General features: G+C 71.3%; 17 protein-coding genes. 5 read left to right on the top strand and 12 right to left on the bottom strand.

The window, feature by feature from the left end; all coding sequences use genetic code 11:
• The first annotated feature begins 130 nt into the window (after nucleotides 1–130).
• Both metW and AC2YHT_RS12010 read left to right on the top strand, forming a co-directional pair.
• Nucleotides 131–787, top strand: coding sequence for a methionine biosynthesis protein MetW (gene metW, locus AC2YHT_RS12015; protein WP_487289991.1), 657 nt, complete (start codon nucleotides 131–133; stop codon nucleotides 785–787).
• Entirely contained in the window at nucleotides 784–1,527 is a 744-nt protein-coding gene (locus AC2YHT_RS12010) for an endonuclease/exonuclease/phosphatase family protein (RefSeq protein ID WP_487289989.1), read from the top strand. The genes metW and AC2YHT_RS12010 overlap by 4 nt, the downstream gene beginning before the upstream one ends.
• A gap of 52 nt (nucleotides 1,528–1,579) precedes the next feature.
• Here the strand turns inward: AC2YHT_RS12010 and AC2YHT_RS12005 are convergent, their stop codons facing one another.
• The 4 genes from AC2YHT_RS12005 to AC2YHT_RS11990 all read right to left on the bottom strand — a co-directional run bounded on the left by AC2YHT_RS12005 (nucleotide 1,580) and on the right by AC2YHT_RS11990 (nucleotide 4,898).
• Complete coding sequence (locus tag AC2YHT_RS12005) at nucleotides 1,580–2,059, bottom strand: SUKH-3 domain-containing protein (RefSeq protein ID WP_487289987.1); 480 nt, start codon at nucleotides 2,057–2,059, stop codon at nucleotides 1,580–1,582.
• A 72-nt stretch (nucleotides 2,060–2,131) separates the two neighbouring features.
• Nucleotides 2,132–3,640, bottom strand: a complete 1,509-nt coding sequence (locus AC2YHT_RS12000) for a phospholipase D-like domain-containing protein (protein WP_487289985.1) — start codon at nucleotides 3,638–3,640, stop codon at nucleotides 2,132–2,134.
• A 68-nt stretch (nucleotides 3,641–3,708) separates the two neighbouring features.
• Nucleotides 3,709–4,053 carry a P-II family nitrogen regulator gene (locus tag AC2YHT_RS11995; protein WP_110120108.1) on the bottom strand — a complete coding sequence of 115 codons (345 nt, stop codon included), beginning with the start codon at nucleotides 4,051–4,053 and terminating at the stop codon, nucleotides 3,709–3,711.
• 29 nt (nucleotides 4,054–4,082) lie between these two features.
• Nucleotides 4,083–4,898 carry a class I SAM-dependent methyltransferase gene (locus AC2YHT_RS11990; RefSeq protein WP_487289983.1) on the bottom strand — a complete coding sequence of 272 codons (816 nt, stop codon included), beginning with the start codon at nucleotides 4,896–4,898 and terminating at the stop codon, nucleotides 4,083–4,085.
• 91 nt (nucleotides 4,899–4,989) lie between these two features.
• Between AC2YHT_RS11990 and gloB the strand changes: the two genes are divergently transcribed.
• Together gloB and AC2YHT_RS11980 are read left to right on the top strand one after the other, a co-directional pair.
• Nucleotides 4,990–5,736: a hydroxyacylglutathione hydrolase gene (gene gloB, locus AC2YHT_RS11985; RefSeq protein WP_487289981.1), complete on the top strand. Its 747-nt coding sequence runs from the start codon at nucleotides 4,990–4,992 to the stop codon at nucleotides 5,734–5,736.
• A gap of 5 nt (nucleotides 5,737–5,741) precedes the next feature.
• Nucleotides 5,742–6,197, top strand: a complete 456-nt coding sequence (locus AC2YHT_RS11980) for a cupin domain-containing protein (RefSeq protein ID WP_370444616.1) — start codon at nucleotides 5,742–5,744, stop codon at nucleotides 6,195–6,197.
• 282 nt (nucleotides 6,198–6,479) lie between these two features.
• On the opposite strand, the gene AC2YHT_RS11975 is transcribed toward AC2YHT_RS11980, so the two are convergent.
• A complete protein-coding gene (locus tag AC2YHT_RS11975; protein WP_487289979.1) occupies nucleotides 6,480–7,019 on the bottom strand; it encodes a GNAT family N-acetyltransferase in 540 nt (179 codons plus the stop codon).
• A gap of 25 nt (nucleotides 7,020–7,044) precedes the next feature.
• The gene (gene mtgA / locus AC2YHT_RS11970) at nucleotides 7,045–7,722 is read right to left on the bottom strand and encodes a monofunctional biosynthetic peptidoglycan transglycosylase (protein ID WP_487289977.1); all 678 of its coding nucleotides are present in this window, start codon (nucleotides 7,720–7,722) and stop codon (nucleotides 7,045–7,047) included.
• Nucleotides 7,723–7,821: 99 nt separating this feature from the next.
• On the opposite strand from mtgA, the gene AC2YHT_RS11965 reads away from it, so the two are divergent.
• On the top strand, nucleotides 7,822–8,484 hold the full coding sequence (locus AC2YHT_RS11965) for a nitroreductase (protein ID WP_487290050.1): 663 nt from the start codon (nucleotides 7,822–7,824) through the stop codon (nucleotides 8,482–8,484).
• Between the two features lie 239 nt (nucleotides 8,485–8,723).
• Here the strand turns inward: AC2YHT_RS11965 and trxA are convergent, their stop codons facing one another.
• From trxA to tsaE, 6 genes are all read right to left on the bottom strand, one after another.
• Nucleotides 8,724–9,059, bottom strand: coding sequence for a thioredoxin (trxA, locus tag AC2YHT_RS11960; protein ID WP_487289975.1), 336 nt, complete (start codon nucleotides 9,057–9,059; stop codon nucleotides 8,724–8,726).
• A gap of 122 nt (nucleotides 9,060–9,181) precedes the next feature.
• On the bottom strand, nucleotides 9,182–12,658 hold the full coding sequence (gene addA, locus AC2YHT_RS11955; RefSeq protein ID WP_487290049.1) for a double-strand break repair helicase AddA: 3,477 nt from the start codon (nucleotides 12,656–12,658) through the stop codon (nucleotides 9,182–9,184).
• Nucleotides 12,659–12,818: 160 nt separating this feature from the next.
• Nucleotides 12,819–15,773 carry a double-strand break repair protein AddB gene (gene addB, locus AC2YHT_RS11950; protein WP_487289973.1) on the bottom strand — a complete coding sequence of 985 codons (2,955 nt, stop codon included), beginning with the start codon at nucleotides 15,771–15,773 and terminating at the stop codon, nucleotides 12,819–12,821.
• Complete coding sequence (gene murU / locus AC2YHT_RS11945; protein ID WP_487290048.1) at nucleotides 15,770–16,474, bottom strand: N-acetylmuramate alpha-1-phosphate uridylyltransferase MurU; 705 nt, start codon at nucleotides 16,472–16,474, stop codon at nucleotides 15,770–15,772. The genes addB and murU overlap by 4 nt, the downstream gene beginning before the upstream one ends.
• A 17-nt stretch (nucleotides 16,475–16,491) precedes the next feature.
• Nucleotides 16,492–17,577, bottom strand: a complete 1,086-nt coding sequence (gene amgK, locus AC2YHT_RS11940) for an N-acetylmuramate/N-acetylglucosamine kinase AmgK (RefSeq protein WP_487289971.1) — start codon at nucleotides 17,575–17,577, stop codon at nucleotides 16,492–16,494.
• The gene (tsaE, locus tag AC2YHT_RS11935; protein ID WP_487289969.1) at nucleotides 17,567–18,055 is read right to left on the bottom strand and encodes a tRNA (adenosine(37)-N6)-threonylcarbamoyltransferase complex ATPase subunit type 1 TsaE; all 489 of its coding nucleotides are present in this window, start codon (nucleotides 18,053–18,055) and stop codon (nucleotides 17,567–17,569) included. The genes amgK and tsaE overlap by 11 nt, the downstream gene beginning before the upstream one ends.
• Nucleotides 18,056–18,060 lie beyond the last annotated feature (5 nt).

Below are 18,060 nucleotides of genomic sequence, written 5' to 3'. Positions count from 1 at the left end.
CCCGCATGGCGGGGGAGGGGAACCACGAAGTGGTGGAGGGGGCGAGACTGGGCTCTGTGCCGGCGGTCGCCCCCTCCGTCACGTCGCCGATGGCGCCGCGCCACCTCCCCCGTTTCACGGGGGAGGAGAAATGATCCGCGAGGACTTCCGGGAAATCCTGCGCCTCGTCCGCCCCGGCGCGCGGGTGCTCGACGTCGGTTGCGGCGAGGGGGCGCTGCTGGAGCTGCTGACCCGGGAGAAGGAGGTCGACGGCCGGGGGCTGGAGATCAGCGCCCATGGCGTGGCCGCCTGCATGGCGCGGGGGCTGTCGGTGGTGCAGGGCGACGCCGACCAGGATCTCGACCACTTCCCCGACAAGACCTTCGACTACGCGGTGCTGTCCCAGACCCTGCAGGCCACGCGCAATCCGCGCCACGTGCTGGACGAGCTCTTGCGCATCGCCGACCGGGCCATCGTGTCGTTCCCCAATTTCGGCCACTGGAGCGTGCGCTGGTCGCTGCTCAGCCGGGGACGGATGCCCGAGACCAAGGCCCTGCCGACGCCCTGGTGGGCGACGCCGAACATCCACCTGTGCACCCTGGCCGACTTCATGGCCCTGACGGAGGATCTCGGCGTACGCGTGGATTCCAGCGCCGCCTTCGCCGGAAACGGCCCCGCGCGGCCCATCGATCCGACCAAGGCCCTGGAGAACTGGCGCTCGGAGAGCTGTCTTTTCCTGCTCAGCCGGGGGGCGCCCGCGCAGCGTGTGGAACCTAGCGCCGTTTCAGGCGATCTTCTGATCCCATGAAGCTGCGGCTGATGACCTACAACGTCCACCGTTGCGTGGGCGGCGACCGCAGGCTCGACGTGGAACGCGTGGCCGAGGTGATCTCGGCGCACGAGCCCGACGTCGTGGCCCTGCAGGAACTCGACGTCGGCCGGCTGCGCACCGGCAACGTCGATCAGGCCCACCGCTTGGCCGAACTCCTGAAGATGGGCTTCCACTTCCATCCGGCCATGACGGTGGAGGAGGAGCTCTATGGCGACGCCATCCTCACCCACCTGCCCGAAAAGCTGATCAAGTCCGGCCCGCTGCCGTTCTATCGCGCCGTGCCCGGGCTGGAGCCGCGCGGGGCGCTGTGGGTGGAGGTGATGATCGGCGGCAAGCCGGTGCAGATCATCAACACCCACCTTGGCCTGATCCCCCAGGAGCAGAAGCGCCAGGCCGCCGCCCTGGTCGGCGAGGCCTGGATGGCGTCCGATCGCTGGACCGCGCCGGGCGTGCTGCTGGGCGACTTCAACGCCACCCCCTATTCGGCCACCTACCGCCTGCTGAAGGCCGCCGCCCGCGACGCCCAGACCCTGGCCTCAGGCTGGGGCAAGGCCCCGACCGCGACCTTCCCCTCGAACTTCCCGTTCATGCGCATCGACCACGTGTTCCTGACCAAGGGCCTGCGCACGGTGAACGTCTTCTCGCCCTACGACGCCCTGGCGCGGGTGGCGTCGGATCACCTGCCGCTGGTGGTGGATCTGGAGATCGAGGACTGACCGGAAGGCTGGAAGCTCCGCCAGGACCTCGAGGCGGGAGTTTCCGCTCCCGCTATCGACCGCCCCCCAGGTCATACAGGCGCGGATCGCCGGCCCTGTAGACGTCTCCGTAGAAGGTGGCGCTTGCCTGCCCGGGCAGGAGGATCGGCCTGACGCATAGCCCCGTGACGATGGAACGGATCGCCTCGACGAAGGTCTCTCCGGCGAACCAGGGGGTCTCCATTATGTCGCAGGCTCCGAAACAGCGTCCGGACGCTCCGATATGGAGGACGGCGTAATCCTCATGGGTACGCCCGATGGCGATGAGACGCTCGCCTGACAGCCTCTGGATTTCCTGTATCTCGGCCGGCGTATGAACTTCGCCGGTGAAGACGACGTCTCCCGCCGCGCACTCGACCCCCGTCTTGTTCTTACCGACCTGGAGGCCGGAAAAGGCCTCGAGAATCGACCTGGCGGGATGATCCGCCGGCAGTCCGGGCGCTGTCTTGGCGCGTCGATCGGGTTTCCATCCGGCGTCAACGAAAAGCGCCATCAGGTCGGGTGGGAGATCGTGCATCGGCCTTGGCGTGATGGCGGGCGTACAGGGCGATTCTAGACGCAGAATCTACAGCTGCAAATGCTCCGGCGGTTCCGGCGGCGGGGCCGTCAGCCGCGCCAGGTCGTGCCGCAGCCGCTTGCGGCGGCCCCACGGGCGCCAGGCGTCGTCGGGGGCGATGGCGTCGCCCAGGCTCCAGTCGGCGACGAACTTCTTGAGGCCCTTCAGCGGCACGACGCCTACCGGCTCCAGCCGGCGCGGGCCGGTCTTGCCGTCCAGGGCCTCGATGGCGGGGCCAAGGCCGCCATATTCCAGGAAGGCTTCCAGCAGCACCTCGGTCTCGACCCCTAGGAAGTGGCCGACCAACCGCCCGAGGAAGGCGGCGATGGCCAGGCGCTCGTCCTCGTCGCGGGCCTCGAAGCCGATGTCGCACTCGGTGTCGAGCCCGATCGAGCGGTTGTTGAGATTGGCCGAGCCCAGGCGCAGCACCCGGTCGTCGGCCACCGCCACCTTCGAGTGGACGATGATCGGCGCGCCCTTGGGCGTGCGGGCGCTGAAGGCGTAGAAGCGGCCGTGGACGTCGACCTCGCGCAGGCGATTGATCGCCGCGGTGCGGGCGCTGTCCATGGTGACCTGGTCGAAATAGCTCGGGCTGCGGGCCGGGCCGATGGTCACCACCTCCGGGCCGTCGGGCTCGGCCAGGCGCTCGGCCAGGGCTTCGACCACGATCGGCGAGGTCAGGTACTGGTTTTCCACATAGATCAGCCATTGGGCCGTGCGGATGGTCTGCAGGTGCAGCTGCAGGCACTCGGTGATCTCGGGGTCGTGTCGCCAGGCCGGCTGGGTGCGGGCGATGGCCACGGGCACGCGGCGCAGCAGCGGCGTCAGGCCTTGGGGCCAGGGCGTGATCGCCGGACGCTGCGGCGGATCGACCGTTTCACCCGTCGCCTTGCGCCAGCGTTCGGCGAAGAGCTCGCCCAGGGCCTCGGCCGTGCGGCCGTCGACCAGGGCGGCGACCTCGTGGCGGGCCGGATAGTGATGCCCCGTGGGCAGGCGCCGGCGCGGGTCGTTGTCGAGATGGGCGGTGGTGTCCCAGCGGTCGACCCCGATGTCGCCGCCGCTGAGCAGGGCCGTGACCCCGTCGACCACCACCACCTTCTGGTGATGGCAGGCGCTGGCCGGCAGGGTGTTGTCCAGCCGGTACTTGACCTTGGAGCCGGCGAAGAAGGCCGCGCCGCGCTGCGGGCCGAACAGCTGCGAGGCGGCGATCGGGAACGGCATGTCCCAGGCCAGCACCCGCACGTCCAGCGCCGGGTTCAGCGCCGCCTGTCGGCGCAGCAGAAGGCCGATGCGGTCGGCGTGCTCGGGATCGCGGCTCTTCTTGACCCGGTCGGGATCGAGCCGGGTGAGCGGATCGAACACCCAGGCCAGGATCCAGATCGAGTGCTTGGCCGACAGCAGCAGGGCCTTCAGCGCGTCGAAGGCCTCGTCGTTGTCGATGAACAGCGCAAGCCGGTCGGCGGTCTCGACCCGCCAACAGGTCGAGCCCGGACAGAAGACGGATTCGGATTCTGCCATGACGCCCCTACGCCGCTACTCCGCTCGAAAACGTGCGGCGGCGAATATGGCTCCGCTTGCCGGAAAGATCAGCCGGCGATGGCGGCGGCGTCGCGCTCGCCGGTGCGGATGCGCAGGGCCTGCTCCAGGTCCATGACGAAGACCTTGCCGTCGCCGATCTTGCCGGTGTTGGCGGTGCGCTGCAGGGCCTCGATCACCGCGTCGGCCACGTCGGTGGGCACGGCGATCTCGAGCTTGACCTTCGGCAGCAGCTTCACCTCGTACTCGGCGCCGCGATAGACCTCGGTCTTGCCCTTCTGGCGGCCGTAGCCGCGCACTTCGGTCACCGTCAGGCCCGAAGCGCCGGCTTCTGTGACCGCTTCGAGCACGGCGTCCAGGCGGCTGGGCTTGATCACGGCGACGATCATCTTCATGGCGCGGCATCCCCTTCATACGCGGCCGGTTACGGCTGTGTCGGCGACTCCAGGCTAGGCCCTGCCGCCACAGCTTCCAATAGTATTCCGGTCCTTACGGTTCCCGGCGCCTTTCGAACAGGCGCCGCGCCCGCCGGAACGGGCGGCATGACCGGCGCGAACACCCGCGCCCGGGCCCGCGTGCCGCGCGGCTTGACCGCGAAGGTCTGCTTGACCGCCTCCATCAGGATCAGGCCGGCGAAGCGCGGCCACAGGCGCGCGCCCACCTGCTCGAAGCCCTCGGCCCAGCCGGCGGTGAAGGCCATCGGCGGCGCGTAGAGGGCGCGCGTCCAGCCGGCGGGCTCCAGGTCGGCCTCGCGCAGCAGGCTTTCCAGCTGGCTGCGGCTGAACGGGCGGCCGTGCCCGAAAGGCGTGCTCTCGGCCCCGGCCCAGACCCCGTCGCGCGAGGCCACGGCGACGATCAGCCGGCCGGACGGGGCCATGACCCGCCAGATCTCGCGCAGCACGGCGGCCGGGTCGTCGGCCTCCTCCAGGGCGTGGACGGCCAGGATCCGGTCGAACATGGCGTTGGGAAAGGGCAGGGCGGTCTCTTCGACCAGGGCGGCCTGGTTGCGCTCGCCGCCGGGCCAGACCTCCACGCCTTGGGTGGCGGGCATGGCGGCCACCACGCGGCGGGCCCTGGCGCGGGCCTCGTCGAGGAACGGCGTGGCGTAGCCCAGGCCCAGCACGTCCAGCCCGTTGGCGTCGCCCCAGGCCTCGGCCACCTTGCGGCCAAGCATCTCCCGCGCCACCCGGCCGAGCGGGGCGGCGTAGAAGGCCCTGAGGTCGAGCACGTCGCGGCGCATTGAATCTCCGTGGCCCAGGCGTCACTTATTTAGGCGGGCGAATCCTCCACGTCACGCCCGCCGACCCCCGTCCGTGACCGAGGCCGTTCGCATGTCGCTCGAAATCCACCAGTTTCCCTGCCTGTCCGACAATTACGGCTTTCTCGTGCGCGATGTCGCGACCGGCAAGACCGCCTGCATCGACACCCCGGACGCCGACGCCATCCTCGCGCAGCTGGAAAAGCTGGGCTGGGGCCTGGATATGATCCTCAACACCCACTGGCACCCCGACCACGCCGGCGGCAACGAGAAGGTCAAGGCCGCCACCGGCGCGACCATCGCCGGCCCGCAGGAGGTGACCCGCATCGCCCCGCTCGACCGTGCGGTGGCCGGCGGCGACGTGGTCGAGCTGGGCGAGACGAAGTTCGCGGTCATCGACAGCGGCGGCCACACCCTGGGCCACGTGGCCTATCACGACGCTGGCGACCACATCGCCTTCGTCGGCGACACCCTGTTCGCCCTGGGCTGCGGGCGGATGTTCGAGGGTGATCCCGAGCAGATGTGGGCCTCGTTGTCGCGGCTGGCCGACCTGCCCGACGACACCGCCGTCTACTGCGCCCACGAATACACCGCCTCCAACGCCCGCTTTGCTTTGTCGGTCGACGCCGACCCTGCCCTGAAGGCGCGCGCCGACCAGGTGTTCGCCGCCCGCGAGCGCGGCGAGGCCACCGTGCCCACCAGCATCGGCCTGGAGAAGGCCACCAATCCGTTTCTGCGCGCGCCGCTGCTGCGGCCGGACCTGCCGCCGGCCCAGGCCTTCGCCGAGATCCGCGCGGCCAAGGACAGTTTCAAGGGATGAGTTCGATGAGCGTTGTGGGGATTTCCGGCGACCTGGGCGCCGGCGAGATCGTGCGTCTGCTGGGCATGCAGCCCCACCCCGAGGGCGGCTGGTACGTGCGGGTGTTCGAGGACGCCCCCAACGCCGAGGGCCGCCCGGCCTCGACGGCGATCTACTACCTGCTGGAAGCCGAGCAGATGTCGGCCTGGCACCGCATCGACGCGGTCGAGGTCTGGCACTGGTACGCCGGCGCCCCGATCTCGCTCACCCTGTCGCCCCCCGACGGCGTCGGCATGACGCCCCATACGCTGGGCCCTGATCTGCGGGCCGGCTGCCGGCCGCAGGTGGTGGTGCCGGTCGGCTGGTGGCAGACGGCGGTGTCGCTGGGGGCCTGGACCCTGGTCGGCTGCACCGTGGCGCCGGGGTTCAGGTTCGAGGGGTTCGAGCTGGCGCCGGACGGGTGGCGGCCGCGGGCTTCTTAGGAAGACCCCCTCAGTCGGCTTCGCCGACAGCTCCCCCAGAGGGGGAGCATCTTCTTGGCGAGGCGTCGGATCAGATCCTCCCCCTCTGGGGGAGGTGGCCCGGAGGGCCGGAGGGGGGACGTTTTCAGCCGCCGCGGACTTCACTCCTCCCCCGAGAAACGGGGGAGGTGGCGCGGCGCTATCAGCGCCGTGACGGAGGGGGCGACGGCCGGCACGGCGCCCAGTCTCGCCCCCTCCACCGCTTCGCGGTCCCCCTCCCCCGCAAGCGGGGGAGGAGAAGATTTATCGGGCTCGCCACTCTTCCTTCGTCTGCCCCCAAACCTCGTTCGGAACCTCCGAATACGGCGCCGGCAGCGGCTTGGGCCCCCGGTTCGTCGACCCCAACCGGATCGCCACCTGCTGCGACGCCACGTTCTCCGGGTGGATGCAGTGGATCACCTCGTCCCAGCCCAGGTGGTCGAAAGCCCAGTCGATGGCGGTCGTGGCGGCCTCCACCGCATAGCCCTTGCCCCAGGCGCGGCGGATCAGGCTCCAGCCGACCTCCGTGCCTGGCCAACCCTCGGGCCGCCAGGGGCCGATGCGGCCGACCCACTCGCCGGTCGTCTTCTCCAGCAGCGAGAACATGCCGAAACCGTTCATCGCCCACGAGCCGGCCATGCTCGCCATGCCACGCCAGGCGGTGTCGCGGTTCTGGTAGCCGCCGATATATTGGGCGGCCTCGGCGTCGCCCATCAATTCGGCCCAGCCGTCGAGGTCCTCGGCGGCGGTGGGGCGCAGGATCAGGCGGGCGGTCTCCAGCGTGGGACCGGGCGCTGTGGCCATCGAACTTCCTCCCTCTTTTTCTTCTCTAGATCACGCAGGCTTCCAGGCCGTCGCGGCGCACCGTGCCCGAGGCCGCGCCGATCCGGCGCGAGCGCTTCTGGACGTAGCGGCCGGGCTTGACGGCCTTCCACTTCAGCGGGCTGGGCAGGATCGCCGCCAGCCGCGCCGACTGGGCGGGCGTCAGATTGGCGGCGCTGGTCTTGAAGTAGCGCTGGGCGGCGGCCTCGGCGCCGTAGATGCCGGGGCCGAACTCGATGGAGTTCAGATAAACCTCCATGATCCGCTGCTTGCCCCAGCCCAGCTCGATCAGCACCGTGAACCAGGCCTCCAGCCCCTTGCGCAGGTAGGAGCGGTCCGGCCACAGGAAGACGTTCTTGGCGGTCTGCTGGCTGATGGTCGAGCCGCCGCGCACCTTCTTGCCCTTCTCGTTGTTCTCGTAGGCCTTCTGCAGGGCCTCGACGTCGAAGCCGTGGTGCTCGCAGAAGCGGGCGTCCTCGGCGGCGATCAGGGCGCGCGGCAGGCTGGGCGAGACCTTGGACAGCGGCCGCCAGCGGTGGTCCCAGCCCCTGCCCTCGACCGCGCGGATGACCATCAGCGGCGTCGCCGGCACCGGCACGAAGCGATAGACCAGCACCGCCAGGATCGGGCCGACGACCAGCACGATGAACAGCGCCAGGAAGATGTTGCGCAGCAGAACCTTCAAACTCGACGCCCCTTGCCTTGACCTTGCGGCCGGATGCTAGCCAACGATCGAGACGCTCGATAGGGCGCGTTGGTTAGGGAGGCCTTGATGCCTGATGGCATGAGCGTGTCGGAAGCGGTCGCCGCGCGGTTTTCGGCGCGGGCGTTCAAGGCCGATCCGGTGCCGGGCGAGACCGTGCGGGCCATCCTCGAGGCCGCCGCCCGCGCGCCCTCGGGCGGAAATCTCCAGCCGTGGAAGGTCCACGCCGTCGCCGGCGAGGCGCTGGCCGACTTCAAGGCCCAGGTCGCCGCGCGGCTGGGCTCGCCCGACGAGGCGCAATACGCCGTCTATCCGGCCAATCTCTGGGAGCCCTTCCGCAGCCGCCGCTTCCAGGTCGGCGAGGACCTCTACGGCGCGCTGGAGATCCCCCGCGAGAACAAGATGGGCCGCCTGATGCAGTTCGCCCGCAACGCCGAGTTCTTCGGCGCGCCGGTGGGCCTGTTCTTCTCCATCGACCGCCAGCTTGGCCCTCCGCAATGGTCGGACCTGGGCATGTACATGCAGACGGTGATGCTGCTGGCCACCGAGCGGGGCCTGGCCACATGCGCCCAGGAGTTCTGGTCGGCCTACGGCAAGCTGTCGGCGGAGTTCCTGGGGCTGCCGGATGACCACATGGTGTTCTCGGGCATGGCGCTGGGCGTGGCCGACGAGGACGCGGCCGTGAACCAGTGGCGTTCGCGGCGGGAGCCGTTCGAGGTCTGGGGGGAACTGCGGGGGTTCTGAACAGTGCTTTCATAACTCCCGTCATTCCCGCCCTTGTGGCGGGAAACCCTTTGCCAGCCGCAAGGGCAGTCGTGGCGGCGTGCTCAGCACGCCGCTTGCGCCTCACGTGTCAGCGGAACCAGGGGTTCCCGCCACAAGGGCGGGAATGACGGGAGGATAGAGAGGCGCCTTTCTCTCCATAACGAAAAAGCCCCGGCCGTTGCCGGCCGGGGCTCTTTGTCAGTTCTGAACGCTCAGGCTCAGGCAGGTTGCTGGACGCCGGCTTCGGTCAGCCATTCCAGGATCTTGGCCTTGGGCATGGCGCCGACCTTCATCGAGGTCATCTGGCCGCCGCGGAACAGCATCATGGTCGGGATGCCGCGGACGCCGTAGCGCGACGGGGTGGTCGGGCTGTCCTCGATGTTGATCTTTGCGACGACCACGTGGTCGGCGAGCTCTTCGGAGATCTGCTCCAGGGCCGGGGCGATCTGCTTGCACGGGCCGCACCATTCGGCCCAGAAGTCGACGAGCACGGGGCCCTCGGCTTGCAGGACATCTTGTTCGAAGGTGGCGTCGGTCACCGTCACGGTGCTCATGAGTCAGGCTCCTTGCAAGCGTCGCGGGTCGGGGGCGGCCGCGATGCGGAATTGAGAACAGTGGCGGTTCCAGCCGCCTCTTGTCCGAAGATGTAGGCGTGGGAAAGCCGCCCGGCAATAACTCAGAAGAGGCGCGAAAGCGCCGCCGCCCGCACGTTTTCTGGAACGGCCATCAGTTTGGGACCATCCGTCCACACGATGGCGGCGTCGATCTCGCGCCCGGGGAAGATCTCGGCCAGCACCGCCGCATAGACGGCCATCTGGGCCAGATAGGCCGGGTCGGCGTCCTCGATGCGGTCGGGCGAGGGGCGGTTGGTCTTGTAGTCGACCACCAGCACGCGGTCGGGCGAGACCACCAGCCGGTCGACCCGGCCCGAGATCGCCATGCCCTGCGGCAGCCTGGAAGCGGCTCCAGCCAGGGCGGCCTCGGCGCGCGAGCCGGGGCCGAACACGGCGGCGAAGCGGTCGTCCTCCAGCACCCCGAAGGCGGCGGCGGTCATCTCGGCCCTTTGCGGATCGGTCAGGTCGCGCTCGGCCGCCAGCAGCCGCGCGGCGGCGCTGCGGCGCTCGGCGGGCGCGATGTCGGGCAGGAGCTGCAAGAGCCGGTGGATCACCTCGCCCCGGCGATAGCGGCCCAGGCCCTCGATCCTGGCCAGCGGCGAAGGGGCGGAGCCGACCGCCTCCTCCTCGGCCTCCAGCGCCGAGGGCGCGGCCCAGCGGGCGCCGGCCGACACCGGCTCGGCCGCCTTGCGCGCCCAGGCGGGCAGGGCGTGCGGGACGGCGTCGACCACTTGCGCCGCCGGCGGGGCGGGCAGGGGATCGGGGCCGTAGCGCAGGACCCCGGTCTCCGAGCCACTCTCCGTGTCGATCGTCCGGGTGTCGCCCTCGATCAGCGGATGGGCGAAGGCGGCGCGGGCGGCGGCGTACCAGCCGCCGACGTTCTCGTCCTTGGTGCGCGCGTCGATGCGGCCGCAGAGGATCAGGCGATCCCGCGCCCGGGTCAGGCCCACATAGAGCAGGCGATAGGCCTCCTGCTGGGCCTTGTCCTCGCGCAGTTTCCGGGCGCTCGCCGAGGCCTCGCAGTCGTACTTGCCCGAGGCGCACCAGACATAACCCTTATCCGCGGTGGCCAGCAGCGGCGAGCCGCGCGCCCCGCCCTTCATCGTCGTCTCGGGCAGGAAGACGATCGGCGCCTCCAGCCCCTTGGCGCCGTGGGCGGTCATGACCCGCACCTGCCGGCGCACGCCCTCCATCTCGCGCTTGACCACGATGTCCAGCGCGGCGAACTCGGCGACCAGGGTCTCCAGATCGCGTACGCCGCGCGCTTCGGCGTTGGTGATCTGGGCCAGGAATTCGTCCAGGGCGTCGGCGGCCTCTTCGCCCAGACGGGTGAGGGCGCGGGCGCGGTTGCTGGTTCCGTTGACGTCGAGCTTGCCCAGGAACAGGGCGTAGAATTCGTAGGGCTGGCGGCGGCGACGGGCGGTCAGGGCCCAGTCCAGCAGCGCGTGGGCCTCGCGCCATAGCGGCCGCTCGTCGGCCCGGGCGGCCAGCACGGTCCACAGCGTCCCACGCCGTCCCTTGGCCAGGGCGTAGAGATCATCGTCCGCCAGGCCGCAGAACGGGCTCTTCAGCAGCGCCGCCAGCGTCAGGTCGTCGTCCGGGAACAGGCAGAAGCGGCCCAGGGCCAGCAGGTCGTCGAAGACGATGTGGGCCGACAGCGATAGGCGGTCCGCGCCGGCCACCGGCACGCCGCGCCGCTTCAGGGCCCGCAGCACTTCCTCGAACAGCGCCTTGCGCCGCCGCACCAGCACCAGCACGTCGCCGTAGTGGGCCGGGCGCCAGGTTCGGCTGTCCTTGTCGAACACCGCATCGCCGCGCTCGACCAGGGCCTTGATCTCGGCGGCGATCTTTTCGGCCAGGCGGCGGTTGGCGCCCTGCTCGGTCTCGACGTCGAGCGGCGCGTCCCAGGCCTCGCGCTCGGCGGCGACCGGCTCGCGTTCCAGCGGCCACAGGTCCACGCACCCCGGATGGTCGCGGCGGAAGGCCTCGTGGCCGGGAATGTCCTCGCCGGTCGGGGCCAGGCCCAGCCGCGCGTCCGGCGCCTCGAACAGGGCGTCGACGAAGCTCAGCACCTGCTGGGTCGAGCGATAGGACATCGACAGCGGCACGGCCTTGCCGGTGCGGCCGACGGCCTCGATGCGGGCGATGTAGCCCTGCGTCTCGATCAGCAGCCGCTCGGGCTGGGCGCCTTGGAAGGAATAGATCGACTGCTTCTCGTCGCCGACGATGAACAGGGTGCGGCCGTCGGCGGCCTTGCCGTCGCGGCCCGGCGCCCCGGCCCCGGCGAAGAAGTCCTCGGTCAGGGCCGACAGGATCTCCCACTGCTCTGGCGCGGTGTCCTGGGCTTCGTCGAGCAGGATGTGCGACACGCCGCCGTCCAGCTTGTAGAGCACCCAGGCCGCGTCGACCTTGCGGGTCAGCAGGTCGCGGGTCTTCTCGATCAGGTCGGAGAAGTCGAGCGCCCCGTGGGCCTGCTTTTCCTCGATGAACTTGGCCAGGTAGAGCGCCGCCAGCCGCAGGGCCGCGACGCTGTCCTCGGCCACCTTGGCGGCGCGGAGGTATTCGCGGGCCTCCTCCAGGCGCTCCTGCTCGGCCAGCAGCCGGTCGCGCAGGTCTTCCCGGCTCTTCAGGCCCGAGGTCTTGGCCGGCCAGGTCGCGGGCGTGCCGACGCCCTTCTCGGTGAAGAGGGCCGCCAGGGCGTCTTCCAGCGTCGCGTCGGGATCGACGGCGACGGCCCGCATCTGATCGCCGCACTTGATGTCGGTCTTGCCGCCGCCGGCCAGCACGTCGGCGATCGAGCGCCACAGCACCCGGTCGAGCTCGGCCATGGCCTCGGCCGCCACCTCGTCGGCGGTGGTCGGCTCGGGAAAGCCGCAGACCGTCCAGAGGTCGGCGATGACGCCCTCCAGGCCGCCGCAGCGGTCGAGATAGGCGGCGATGCCGGAGCGCTGGTGCTCGAAGGTGGCGAACATCGCCTCGAACGAGGCGAAGTCCAGCGCCACCGAGAAGCGGGCATAGGCGTCGGCGAACACGTCGTCGCTGTGGGTGACGTGGTCGGCCAGCTTGTGCAGCGCCGCCTGGGCCACGGCCGACGAGGCGCCGTCGTCCATCACCTGGAAGCCGGGCGAGACCCCGGCCTCGATCGGGAAGCGCCGCAGCAGCTTCTCGCAGAAGGCGTGGATGGTCTGGATCTTCAGGCCGCCGGGGGTCTCGAGGGCTTTCGCGAACAGGCTGCGGGCCTTGGACAAGGCGGCCGCGTCGAATTCGTTGGCCGGGCGGTCCACGAGGTCGGCGATCTCGGCGCGCAGCGCGTCGTCGGGCGTGATGCACCACTTGCCCAGCCGGTCGAACAGCCGGTGCTGCATCTCGGCGGCGGCGGCCTTGGTGTAGGTCACGCACAGGATCGCCGCCGGCTCGGCGCCGCCCAGCAGCAGGCGCGCGACCCGGTCGATCAGGGTCTTGGTCTTGCCCGAGCCGGCGTTGGCCGTGACGAAGGCGGAGATCGCCGGGTCGGCGGCGATGCGCTGGGGGTCGAGGATGCTCACGAGGAACCTCCCCCTCTGGGGGAGGCGATCGCGAAGCGATCGGTGGGGGGAGTCTTTGCGACACGGGCCAACACGGCGGCGGCTGAAAACGGCCCCCCACCGGCCTTCGGCCGCCTCCCCCAGAGGGGGAGGTTTCTTGAGAATGCGGTCGCCCTCATTCCCCGTCCCCCTCGTCGCCGCTGGTGGACCACTCGAACACCCGCGCCAGGTGACCGTAGTCCCCCGCATGGTCGTGCACGAACTGCGGCGCCGTGCGCGAGAGATACGGCCTCGTCGGCTCGTCGTACTTGCGGATCAGCTCGACCAGGCCGTCGAAGGCCTTGCGGGCGGCGTCCTCGCTCTCGCCGCCGGCCCTGGCGCGGGTCTGCTCCTCGCCGGCCGGACGGCGGCCGGTGACGCGGACATAGGTCAGGTCCCCCGGGGCGCGGGCGCCGAGTTCGGGAAAGCCGCCGTTCTGCAGGATCGCCGCCGTCAGGGTCAGCTGCGGCGAGAAGCCGGTGTCGACCTGCTTCTGGCTGGGGGCGGCGCCGGTCTTGTAGTCGAGGATGTGGGCGGAAAGGCCGTCGCGGGTCGGCTCCAGACGGTCGGTCTTGGCCGTAAGGGTGAAGGGGCGGCCGTCGACTTGGAAGGTGATCTCGCCGGCGGCCTCGACCACGATCTTTTCCGCGCCCGCGCGGCGACGGGCTTCCAGGTCCATGACCCAGAGGGCGGCCTCGCGGGCCAGGGCGCGTTCGCGGGCCAGGGCCGAGGGCGGCATGCCGGCGGCGACCAGTTCGGCGATGTAGAGGCCCTCGAAGATCTCGGCGCCGTTGGGCGGAAGCTCTTGCGGATACGTCTCGGCGAACACCTCGAAGGCGGCGTGGATGGCGGTGCCGCGCGCGCGCGCCTCCACCGGCTCGTCAGGACGGTCGAGGGGATAGAGCTTTAGGATATCGCGCGCCCACACCGCGTAGGGATCGCGCGTCAGGGCCTCGACGCGGGTGACGGCCATCTTGCGCGGGCGGTCGGCGACCGGCGGGCAGGGGGCCGGGCGCCGGACCGGGGCGTAGGGACCGGGAGCGTCGAGCGCCCGGGCCCAGTCCAGCACGTCGGGACGCTCGGTCAGGGTCAGGTTGGCGCCGCGCGCCAGGGTCTTCATCCGCCACAGCCAGCGGCTCTCGACGGCCGGGGCGCCGCCGCGGCGCTGGCTGTGCACCAGGATGACGTCGGGGGCGCTGGCGGCCTGAGCGAAGTCGTGGGCGGTGAGGCCGATCTTGCGCTCGGGCGGCGGCAGGCCAAGCTTCTCGCGCATCGGCCGCGACAGGAACGGGTCGATCGGCGCGGCCAGCGGCCAGACGCCTTCCTCCAGCCCGGCCAGGATCAGCCGGTCGGCGCGGACGAGACGGGCCTCGATGGCGCCCAGCATGCGCAACTGAGGGTGCGTGGCGCCGCCGACCCGCAGGGTCTCTTCGTCCACCAGCCGGCCCAGCAGGTCGAGGAAGCCCAGCGGATTGGTCGGCGGCAGGGCCTGGCCGTCGTCGATCAGGGCCGAGATCAGCGCCGCCAGGGCCTCGCCGCCGGAGCCGGCCCACAGCGCCTGGGGCTCGGCCAGGCTCTCCAGCGCCTTGGCTAGCTCTTCGGCGGCAAGGTGCGGCGGGGCGACAGGGCCGGCGGCGTAGGGCGCGCAGGCGATCTCGACGGCGGCGTGGATGCGGCGGGCCAGGTCCACGGCCTCGGGATAGGCGGCGATGCGGCGCTCCAGCGCCGCCGCGTCGGCCGGGGCCGACCCGCGCAGGCCCCGCAGCTCCAGCGTCCGGGCGGCGTCGTCGGCCTTGAGCAGCGGGTGCTTGGCCACGGCTAGCAGGCCGACGGGATCCAGCGGCGCCAGGACGAGCCCCGCCAGCTTGCGGGCCAGGACGGCGGGGGGCGAGGCGGCCAGGGGCGCGCCGGCCGAGCTGTCGGGCACGACGCCCCAGCGGGCGAGATAGAGCCCCGCTCGGCGGGCCAGCTGCTGGTCGGGGGTCACGAGCGCGGCGGTCTTGCCCGGCGTCTCCAGCGCCTCGCGCAGCAGCAGGGCGCAGGCCAGGGCGGCTTCTTCCTCGCCGGACGCATTGACCAGGGAGAGGCCCGACAGGCCCTCGGCGATCGGGTCGAGCGTGGCGGACTCCGCCCGCAGCTTGGCGATCTGGGCCAGCCAGTCGGCGGTGGCCTCGGCCGGGCGCAGGGCCTCGTTGACCAGGCGGCGACGCCACCGGCCCCGGCTGTCGGCCTCGGCGCGCCAGCGGCGGACCGCGCCGCGATCCACCTCGGCCCGGTGCAGGAGCCGGCGCATGGCCCCCTGCGGGTGCTGCTCGCCGACCTTGTCCCAGGCGTCGTCGGCGAGATCTTCGTCCAGGCCCGGCAGCACGACGCAGCCCTGCGGGGCGCGGGAGACGGCGATCAGCAGGTCGGCGGTGGCCGGAGCGGTGCCGGTCGAACCGGCGGCGACGAGCACGCCGGGCGGCGGATTGGCCATCCACTGCTCGGCCAGGGCGCGCAGCAGCCGCACGCGGCGCTCGCTGACGTCCATCATCTGGAGGTCTTCGAGACGGGCGGTCCAGCCCTCGACCATGGCCCGGATGAACCGCGCCGAGACCTGCCAGTGGGCGGCCAGATCCCCGTCGGCCAAGCCGTCGAGGCGCTCGATGATCGGGACCTCCTCGATCTGGCAGCTGTCGAGCAGGTCGGACACGGCCTTGGCCATCTCCAGGGCCTGGCCGGCGCTGGGCGGACTGTCGAGCAGGCTGGCGTTGTCGTGCACCAGCCGCGCCAGCTCGAACCGCCGACGACGGCTGGAGACGGCGGGCGGCAGGTCCAGCGCCAGGTCGCCGGGCTCGAACGGCGGCTCGCCCTCGTCGAGGTCGCCCAGGGGGCGGATCTGCGGCAGCAGCACGGCCCGGCCGCCGCCGGCCGCCACGAAGGCGTCGGCCAGGGCGCGGGCGCCGCGCCGGGTCGGGGTCAGCAGGGTGGCGTGCGACAGGGCGTCGGGACCCAAGTGGGCCAGGCGCTCGAGGAGGCCGGCGGCCACGTCGTCGACGAACGGCCGGTGGGCCGGGATCGAGAACCAGCCGGAACCGGCCGGGCCGCTCATCCTGCCGGGACCCCGGCCAAGCGGGCCTCGGCCTCGTCGCGCGCGCCGGGATCGCCGACGTGCATCCAGAAGCCGTCCATCACCACGCCGTGCACGCGGCCCTGGGGCGCGAGCTTGCGCCAGATCGTCGCCAGCGAGAACGCGCCCTCGGGGCCGTCATCGACCAGGCCCGGCTTGCAGATGTGCACGCCCATATAGGCGAAAGGCGCGCTGGTGGCCTCGCCCCGGAACGTGAGGGCCCCGTCCTCGGCCAGGAAGAAGTCGCCGGCCCCGTCGAAGCCCAGCGTGCGGTCCAGGCGCGCCAGCAGCAGGCAGACGTCCATCTTTTCTGGATCCCAGGCCTTGGCCAGGCTGTCGATCGCCGGCGCGCTGTCTTCGGTCCAGACGGAGTCGATATTGGCGACGAACACCGGCTCTTCGCCCAGCAGCGGCCGGGCCTTGCGCAGGCCGCCGCCGGTTTCCAGCAGTTCGCCGCGTTCGTCGGAGATGACGATCGTGGGGGCGCCGGTGCGGCTCTTCAGATGATCCTCCAGCCGGTCGGCGAAGGCGTGGACATTGACCACGGCGGTCTCGACCCTGGCCTCGGCCAGGCGGTCGAGCATGTGGTCCACCAGGGTGCGGCCGGCGACCTCGACCAGGGCCTTGGGGCGGTCGTTGGTCAGGGGGCGCATCCGGGTGCCCAGACCCGCGGCCAGCACCATCGCTTTTTTCGGAGCGCTCACGAGCGGGCCTCCGCCGGCACGTGGGCGTCGAACCAGGCCTTCAGCCCCGCCAGCGCCGGATCGGCCAGGCAGCTGTCCAGATAGCGCCACAGGCGGGGCATGAAGCTCTCGTACTTCGGCTTGCCGTCGCGGGTGACCAGGCGTGCGAAGATGCCGAGGATGCGGGCGATGTTGAGCGTTCCCAGCGCATGGTAGTCGGCCAGGAACTGGGTGCGGTCGAGGTCCGGACGGGCGGCGAGATAGCGGTCGAGGCCGCGCTGCTCGATCTGCGGCGACACATCCCGGCGGGCGTCGTGCAGCAGCATCGAGAAGTCCCAGGCCGGGTGGGCGACCACGGCGTCCTGGAAGTCGATCAGGCCCACGCGCGCCGGACCCTCGCGGTCGGGCAGCCACAGCAGGTTCTCGGCGTGATAGTCGCGGTGGCAGAACACCGAAGCGCCGGCCTCGGCCCGGGCGCGGATCGGGCTCCACAGCGCCTGCCAGTCGGCCAGGGCGGCGGCGTCGAAGGTCACCGGCTTGAGCTTTGGCAGCCACTCGACGAACAGGTCCTGGGCCATCCGCAGGGCCAGGTCGTCATAGGTCAGCAGCGGCCAGGTCGAGCCGCCGGCTTCCAGCACGGCGGGCGGCGTGGCGGCATGCAGGGCGACCAGGGCGTCGACGGCGGCGTCGTAGAGCAGCGGCTCGTCGCCGCCCTCGGCGATCACCTTGGCGTAGAGGTCGTCGCCCAGGTCTTCCAGCACGGCCAGGCCCAGGGCCGGCTCGGCGGCCAGCACCTCAGGCGCGGAAAGGCCTTGGCCGCGCAGCCAGCCGGCGACGGCGACGAAGGCGTCCACCCGACCGGCGGCCAGGCGATAGGCGGCGTTGAAGCCGAGCGTGCGGCGCTCGTCCGGCGTCGCGTCGGGCGGACAGGGGGCGGTCTCCAGGGCCGGCGGCTGGTCCATGAAGATGAAGGTCTGCTCGCCGCGATGCAGGCGCTCGTACGAGCGGGTCGAGGCGTCGCCGCCCAGCGGCTGGCGGCGCACGTCGCCATAGCCGTGGCGGGCCAGAAAGTCGGCCTTCAGGGTTTCGCGGTCAGAGCTCAAGCTTGCGTTCCTTGAAGGCGCCGTACGGGGTGATCCGGACCCGGCGCGCTTCGCCGGCCGTATCATCCAGAACCGGGGAAATCTCTACATCGAGTCGGTCGGGCGGCAGACGGCCCTCCAGGCGCTGGGGCCATTCGATCAGGGCCGCGCCGTCTTCCAGCGCTTCGAGGAGGCCGATCTCGTAGGCCTCGTCCGGATCCTCCAGGCGATAGAGGTCGAAATGGGCCAGCGGGAAGTCGGCCGCCTCGTAGAACTGCACCAGGGTGAAGGTCGGGCTGGGCACCTCTTCCTCGGGCGAGGTCAGGGCGCGCACGAGGGCGCGGGCCAGGGTCGACTTGCCGGCGCCGAGCGGACCGTAGAGGCACAGGGCCGCGCCCGGAAACAGCACGGCGGCCAGCCGTTCGCCGAGCGCCTTGGTGGCGGCCTCGTCAGGCAGGTCGATTTCTAGGGGGGCGGCGGTCGCGGGCGCCTGTGACATGGACA

The organism is Caulobacter sp. SRI_008, from assembly GCF_057586355.1.
Note: the sequence above shows the minus strand (reverse complement) of the source record. Positions and strands in the feature narration are given on the sequence as shown.